We start from the raw sequence: 6,790 nt of genomic DNA, 5'->3' as shown, positions 1-6,790 counted from the left end.
GCCCGCCGCGGGCGACGTCGCCGAGCCCGCCGTCCGGCGCCGCAAGGCCGCCGGCATCGCGATGGCGACCACCGTGCTCGGCCTGGCGCTGCACCTCGCCGGCACGGTGCTGCGGGGCGTCGCGGCCGGGCGGGTGCCCTGGGCGAACATGTACGAGTTCGCGCTCGTGGGCGCGCTGGTCGCGGTCGCCGCGTTCGTCGTGCTGTGCCGGCGGCGCGACCTGCGCTTCCTCGGCACGATCGTCATCGGGATGGCGGTCATCGCGCTCGGCGTCGGCCTCGCCGTGTTCTACACCCCCGCGAGCCCGGTCGAGCCCGCGCTGCAGAGCTACTGGCTCGTCATCCACGTGTCGATCGCCACGATCGCGACGGGCCTGTTCACGGTCTCGTTCGCGGCCAGCGTGCTGCAGCTGCTCAAGGACTCGCGCGACGCCGGCTCCCCGCGGCTCGCGGCCCGCCGCTGGGCGCTGCTCGACGCCCTGCCGCCGGTGCGCGAGCTCGAGGCGCTGTCCTTCCGGATCACGGCCGTGGGCTTCGTGCTGTGGACGTTCACGGTCATGGCGGGCGCGGTCTGGGCCGAGCACACATGGGGCCGCTACTGGGGCTGGGACCCCAAGGAGGTCTGGAGCTTCGTGGTGTGGGTCGTCTACGCGGCCTACCTGCACGCGCGCACGACGCGCGGCTGGTCCGGGCGGCGCGCGGCGTGGTTCGTCGTCGTCGGCTACGCGACGGTGATCTTCAACTTCACGGGCGTGAACCTCTTCTTCCAGGGTCTGCACGACTACGGCGGCGTCCCGAACGACTGAGGGGCTGCCTTCAGGCGCCTTCCTTATCGCTCGCGAACCCCTGGTGACGGTGCGTCCCGACGCCCGGCGGAGCTGTCGGATTCACCTGTTCGGGTCCATGTCGTCCAGCGGCATTCAGCCCCACCGGGAATCGTGAAGCCGTTCCGGAACCCGTCGACCACGCGTGAGGTCCCAGACGTGGGGAGCGTCCGGCGGTGGCGGTCTTCGTCCGGGGTTAGCGTGCACACGTGATCGCCGACGAGTTGCCGACCCTTGAGGCAGTAACGGCCATGGAGGCGGCGTACGCGGAAGACGGGCAGCCGGCACTCGGCCCGGCGAGGTCGGCGCTGGTTCGGCGTTGGCGGGGAGGCGCCATCGATCGCGAGACTGCTCTGCGCCTCGCCTTCCTGGACTGGCTCTCGTGCTCCGAGCCGGAGTTCCTCACCGGCCTGCCGGACGTCTACAGCCTCGAACCGGATGACATCAGCTACTTCCCGGCCGCCTCGCAGTGGCTGCTCTCAGAGCATCCCGACGATCCTGAGGTGCTCTTCTGCCTCGGGCTGATGCTCACGTCCTTCCCCGAGTGCGTCGGCGCTTCGAGCATGATCGAGGCCGAGCGCCAAGGAGAGTCGCTCCTTGCCCGTTTCTGGGCTCGACCAGACCTCGACGTCGACGCCTTCACCAGTCGCGGCGCGTACGGCCAGTACTTCGCGCACATGCGGAGGGTTGCCCAACCGCCCGATGGGAGACCTGCCCTCCGCCCGAGGCGCCGCTGGCTACGTAGGAGGCGTTGAGCAGCGGTCCTGAGTCGGACGGAGCGCGACGTCTGGGTTGGTGGCGGTCCGACGCGTCTCACCTCATGTAGGCGAGGTAGTCGCCCTTCCAGTCCCGGTCGAACGTCTCCTTGCTGTCGACCTCCATCCTGATCCAGCCGGGGTGGAGGTAGCCGAACTCGTCGTGCTTCCGGGCCAGCTCGACGTAGGCCCGGGCCCACGCCTCGGGAATCCCCGCGGCCCGCAGCGCCCGAGCCTGCTCGTCCGTGTGGACGAACACCACGACGGTGCGCGCGATGCGGCTCGTCATCCACAGCGCGTCTCCCAAGCCCAGCGATCGCTCGAACTCGGTCGAGTCGTCGGGCGTCAGGGTGATGGCATGGTCCAGCGTCCAGCTCTCGAAGCTGTGCAACGTCACCATGAGGTCACGCGGCCAGTCGGGGGTTGCACCGTCGGGCAGCGGGAAGATCCGCCGGAGCGCCTCGGGCGAGAACCGCTCGAGGACCATCCTGGCCACGACCTTCATGGGCTCCGGCGTGTGCCCGAGGAGCGGGTGCTGGGGACCCTTCCGCATCGTCCACAGCTCACCCGTGCGCTCGACCACCACCTCGAGGATCGGCCGGCCCTTCCTCGCGCCCTCCCACCCGACCGCGGCCTGGATCCACAGCGGTGCGACGCCGTATGCGGCGCGGAGGTCCTGGACGAGACCGTCGAAGACCGGATCGAGCCGGATGCTGCCCCGCCGCGCCTCGAGGGCGCTCTGGTACGTCTCCTTGAGCACGACGACTCCTCGAGCTGTCCGCAGCACGGTCGGGATGCGTGCAGGCGTGCGGGGCGTCAGCGTAGCCGCGTGCCGCTTCGTCCGACCGCAGCCTCGGTGCCGCCGCCGCGCTGCTCAGGCGACCCTCGAGCGCGGTGCGGCCCCGCGGCGGCGCGCGGGAACGCCGGGCAGGACGGGAGCGTCCCGTCCCGCCCGGCGTCGGGGCGACCGTCCGGCGCTACCGCCGGCGCAGGCCGGAGAGGTCGAACACCGTCGTCGTGTCGTACGTCTCGCCCGGGCGCAGCGTCGTGCTCGGGAACTGCGGCTGGTTCGGCGAGTCCGGGAAGTGCTGGGTCTCGAGCGCCAGGCCGTCGGACTGGCGGTACACGTTCCCGCCCGTGCCGACGAGCGTCGCGTCGAGGAAGTTCCCCGAGTAGAACTGGATGCCCGGCTCGGTGGTCCACATCTTCAGGACCCGGCCGCTGGTCGGGTCCTTGAGCTGCGCGGCGAGCACGAGGCCGTCGTCGTCGCCCCGGTCCAGGACCCAGTTGTGGTCGTAGCCCTGGCCGAACAGCAGCTGCTCGAACGGCTCCCGGATGCGGTCGCCGATCGCCGTCGACCGGCGGAAGTCCATGGGCGTGCCCTCGACGGGTGCGATCTCGCCGGTCGGGATGAGGGTGGCGTCGACCGGGGTGTACGCGCTCGCGTTGAGCATGAGCCGGTGGTCGAGGATGGAGCTCGTGCCTTCGCCCTCGAGGTTCCAGTAGGTGTGGTTGGTGAGGTTGACGACGGTGGGCGCGTCGGTGGTCGCGGTGTAGTGGATCTCGAGGTCGCGGTCGCGCGTGAGCGTGTACGTCACCTCGACCGTGAGCGTGCCGGGGTAGCCCTCCTCGCCCGCCGGGCTCGTGTAGCCGAGCGTGAGGCCGGCGTCGTGCCGGTCGGAGAACGGCGTCGCCGTCCAGACCTTGGTGTCGAACCCGTTGAACCCGCCGTGCAGCGAGTTGGGCCCGTTGTTCAGCGGGAGCTGGTAGACGACGCCGTCGAGCTCGAACTGCCCGCCCGCGATGCGGTTGCCGTACCGCCCGATGAGCGCGCCGAAGTACGGCCCGGGGTTGTTGTTCTCGACGTAGCCGGCCAGGTCCGCGAAGCCCAGGACGACGTTGACCGCGTCGCCGTGACGATCGGGCACCTCCAGGGACTGGATGATGCCGCCGTACGTCAGGATCCGGACTGTGATGCCGCGGTTGGTCAGCGTGTAGCGCTCGACGGCAGTGCCGTCGGGCGTCGTGCCGAAGGGCTCCACGGAGACGGTGGGTGTGCCGCCGCCGCCGCCGCCGTGGCCGCCGCCCCAGGTGGGCGTGCCTATGTCCGCCACGGGCGCCGACGCGCCCACGAGGAGCGTCACGGCGGCCAGTGGGGCGACGACGCCCGCGAGGGCACGCCGAAGGAAGGTCTTGCGCATGGTGTTCTCCCGTCCACGTCTGTCGACCCGCCCCCGGGGACGTCGGTGTCTGTGGCGGGCGGCCCGGGAAGGCGTGGACAGGGGTCGGGCGCCATGAGGACGAATCAGGGCACCTCGACGCTAGGCCCGCCCGTGGGGAGCGTCAACGTCTCGTGCCAGGTCGGTCCGGCAGCACGGTCGCGGTCGGCGCCGCTGTGGCGACGGGGCTCGGTGAGCAGTCCGGCGCCGCGACCGTGGTCGTCCGTGCGCGGCCGGCGACTGCGACGGCGTCTGGCAGCGGCATGTCGGTGCGCCGCTGCACCGTCGCGAGGTCGGTGGCCTAGCGGGACGCGAGCATCCGGCGCCGGTGCGGCGGTCGGGACCACGCGACGTCGGCCGCGCGCTCGGGCTCGACGAACAGGAGCACCGACGATCGACGGGACGTGGCCGCTCGCGTCAGGAGGGTCGGCCGTTGCCGTCCTCGGGGACGGTGTCGTCGGGGGCGTCGCCACCGGTCGTGCCGCCGGCGCCGCCGGTGCCGCGGGCCTGGCGGCGGCGCTCCTGCTCGAGCTTCCACAGGAAGTCGGGGTCGTCGTCGGGCGCCAGGGGGCCGGTGCGCCGGGTCTGGGGGCGGCCGGGAGCGGGACGAGCCGTGCCGCGCCCACCGCCGCTCGCGGCCTGCCGCGCAGCGGCCGCGCGCTGGCGGCTCACGGCGATCCACGCGATCGGGCCGACGACCGGCAGGAGCACGATGATCGCCACCCAGGCCAGCGGGTGGATGCCCGCGCGCTCGACCGCGTTGCTGCGCGAGAGGTCGATGAGACCGAACAGCGCGAGCGCGATGGGGACGATGTACGGCAGGGCCCGGACCATCCCTCCAGACTAGGCGCCTACCCTGGGGGAGTGCCGATGATCGTGTACTCCCTGCTCCGCGTGGGCCTCCTGGTGATCGCGCTCGTCGCCGGCTGGGCGGGCGGGCTCGGCGGATGGCTCCTCGTGGTCGTCGCGGCCGTCGTGGCCTGGGCGCTCTCGTACGTCGTCCTCGCCGGACCGCGCGACGCGGCCGCGCGCTGGGTGGCCGACCGGGCCGAGCGCCGCCGCACCGGACCGCGGTTCAGCGCGGGGGTCGAGGAGGACGCCGCCGCGGAGGACGACGAGGCAGGCCGCACCGCGCCGTCCGACGGCCGCCGTGCCGACGCGTCAGGTCGACCTGACGAGCGGAGCGCGACGGACGGGCCGGCCCCGGTCGACGAGCAGGCGCCGAGGAACCCTCAGGGTCAGATCGACAGGCCGAGCCCCAGCAGCACCCCGTAGCCGAGCTCGAGCATGCCCGTGCCGGCCAGCACGGGCCGGAGCAGCACGCCCCGCGCACCGAGCAGGACCGTCCCGGCGAGGATCCCGGCGGGCACCGCGAGCAGCAGGACGATGACCGACCACGGGGCGACGAACGCGCACGCGAGCCCCGTGAGGATCGGGATGCCGACCATCGCCGCGTAGACGCGGCGGGCGCGGTGGTCGCCCAGCCGGACCGCGAGCGTGCGCTTGCTGCTCAGCACGTCCGTGGGGATGTCCCGGATGTTGTTGACCATGAGCAGGGCGCACGCGAGCAGCCCGACGCCGACGGCGCCCAGCACGGCGGCCCACGAGATGCGGTCGGCCTGGGTGTACGTCGTCCCCAGCACGGCGACGAGCCCGAAGAAGAGGAACACCCCGACCTCGCCCAGGCCCAGGTACCCGTAGGGCTTGCGGCCACCCGTGTAGAACCACGCGGCCGCGACGGCGAGCGCGCCGACGGCGAGCAGCCACCAGTGCCCGGAGACGGCCACGAGCGCGACGCCGAGCAGGGCGCCCACCCCGAGGGCGACGAACGCCGCGGCCCGCACCTGACCGGGCGGCGCGGCGCCGGAGCCGGTGAGCCGCAGCGGCCCGACCCGGTCCAGGTCGGTGCCGCGGATGCCGTCGGAGTAGTCGTTCGCGTAGTTGACGCCGACCTGGAGCGCGAGCGCGACACCCGCCGCGAGCAGCGCCCGCACGGGCGACGCGGCGCCCATCTCGGCGGCCGCACCCGTGCCGACCAGCACGGGCGCGACGGCCGCCGGCAGCGTCCGCGGCCGCGCGCCCTCGACCCACTCAGCGGCTGTCGCCATCGTGCTCCGTCCCCGTCCTGGTCCTGTGGCCCACGCGGTCACCGCTGCCCGGCCACCGCCAGCGCGGCGCTCCGGGCGACGGCGGCGCGGTCGACCTTCCCCGGTCCGCGCAGCGGCAGGTGGTCGACCAGCACGAGGTGCTGCGGTGCCGCGGCGGGGCCCAGCGTACGGCGCACGGCGGACCGGACGTCCTCGAGCGTCACCTCGGCGCCGCCGCGCACGACGACGGCGACGAGCGCCTGCCCCCACTCCGCGTCGGGCACGCCCACGACGCACGCCTCGGCGACGCCGAGCCCTCCGAGGACGGCCTCCACGGCCGCGGGCGCCACCTTCTCGCCGCCCGTCACGACGACGTCGTCGGCGCGCCCGAGCACGCGGAGCCGCCCGCCGTCCAGCTCGCCGAGGTCCGACGTGCGGTGCCACCGCCTGCCGTCGAGCACGGGGAACGCGGCCTCCTGCGCGACCGGGTCGTCGAGGTAGCCGCGCGTGACGACGGTGCCGCCGAGCAGGACGCGTCCCGCGTCGTCGAGCGCGACCTCGACGCCGTCGAGCGGGACGCCGTCGTAGACGCAGCCACCGCACGTCTCGGTCATGCCGTAGGTGGTCACGACCCGCAGCCCGAGCTCGCGCGCGCGGTCCAGCAGCGCGGGGCTCGTCGCCGCGCCGCCGACGAGCACGGCGTCGATCATGCGCAGGCCCTCGAGCACGTGCTCGGGGGACTCGACGGCGCGGCGCAGCTGGGTCGGCACGAGCGAGGTCAGCAGCGGGCCGTCGCCCGCCGTGGCCGCGCTGCCCGCTCTGGCTGCGCTGCCCGCGGTGGCTGCGCTGGCCGCACTGCCCGCGGTGCTGGCACTCCCTGTGCTCCTTGCGCGCCCCGCGCTGCCC

The 6,790-nt window shown here is 73.7% G+C and carries 8 protein-coding genes; 3 read left to right on the top strand and 5 right to left on the bottom strand.

All coding sequences use genetic code 11. The features are described 5' to 3' along the window. Together ccsB and ICW40_RS15660 are read left to right on the top strand one after the other, a co-directional pair. On the top strand, positions 1–805 hold an 805-nt coding region (gene ccsB, locus ICW40_RS15665), incomplete at its 5' end, for a c-type cytochrome biogenesis protein CcsB (RefSeq protein WP_221654949.1). Between the two features lie 227 nt (positions 806–1,032). Beyond that, complete coding sequence (locus tag ICW40_RS15660; RefSeq protein ID WP_221654948.1) at positions 1,033–1,578, top strand: hypothetical protein; 546 nt, start codon at positions 1,033–1,035, stop codon at positions 1,576–1,578. A 58-nt stretch (positions 1,579–1,636) separates the two neighbouring features. Here ICW40_RS15660 and ICW40_RS15655 read toward each other — a convergent pair whose 3' ends face one another. From ICW40_RS15655 to ICW40_RS15645, 3 genes are all read right to left on the bottom strand, one after another. Beyond that, entirely contained in the window at positions 1,637–2,338 is a 702-nt protein-coding gene (locus ICW40_RS15655) for a hypothetical protein (RefSeq protein ID WP_221654947.1), read from the bottom strand. Between the two features lie 217 nt (positions 2,339–2,555). Next, positions 2,556–3,779: an aldose epimerase family protein gene (locus ICW40_RS15650; RefSeq protein WP_221654946.1), complete on the bottom strand. Its 1,224-nt coding sequence runs from the start codon at positions 3,777–3,779 to the stop codon at positions 2,556–2,558. Between the two features lie 435 nt (positions 3,780–4,214). Continuing rightward, positions 4,215–4,631, bottom strand: coding sequence for a PLD nuclease N-terminal domain-containing protein (locus ICW40_RS15645; protein ID WP_221654945.1), 417 nt, complete (start codon positions 4,629–4,631; stop codon positions 4,215–4,217). A gap of 36 nt (positions 4,632–4,667) precedes the next feature. Here ICW40_RS15645 and ICW40_RS15640 point away from each other — a divergent pair, with 36 nt between their 5' ends. After that, on the top strand, positions 4,668–5,072 hold the full coding sequence (locus ICW40_RS15640; RefSeq protein WP_260459302.1) for a DUF4229 domain-containing protein: 405 nt from the start codon (positions 4,668–4,670) through the stop codon (positions 5,070–5,072). Here the strand turns inward: ICW40_RS15640 and ICW40_RS15635 are convergent. Further along, a complete protein-coding gene (locus ICW40_RS15635) occupies positions 5,036–5,905 on the bottom strand; it encodes a 1,4-dihydroxy-2-naphthoate polyprenyltransferase (protein WP_221654943.1) in 870 nt (289 codons plus the stop codon). The two genes, ICW40_RS15640 and ICW40_RS15635, sit on opposite strands and share 37 nt — an antisense overlap. 38 nt (positions 5,906–5,943) lie before the next feature. Next, positions 5,944–6,790, bottom strand: an 847-nt coding sequence (locus tag ICW40_RS15630) for an AMP-binding enzyme (RefSeq protein WP_221654942.1), incomplete at its 5' end; no start/stop codon positions are given.

The organism is Actinotalea ferrariae, assembly GCF_019733465.1.
Lineage (GTDB): Bacteria > Actinomycetota > Actinomycetes > Actinomycetales > Cellulomonadaceae > Actinotalea > Actinotalea ferrariae_A.
This window is presented reverse-complemented; position numbering and strand designations above follow the sequence as displayed.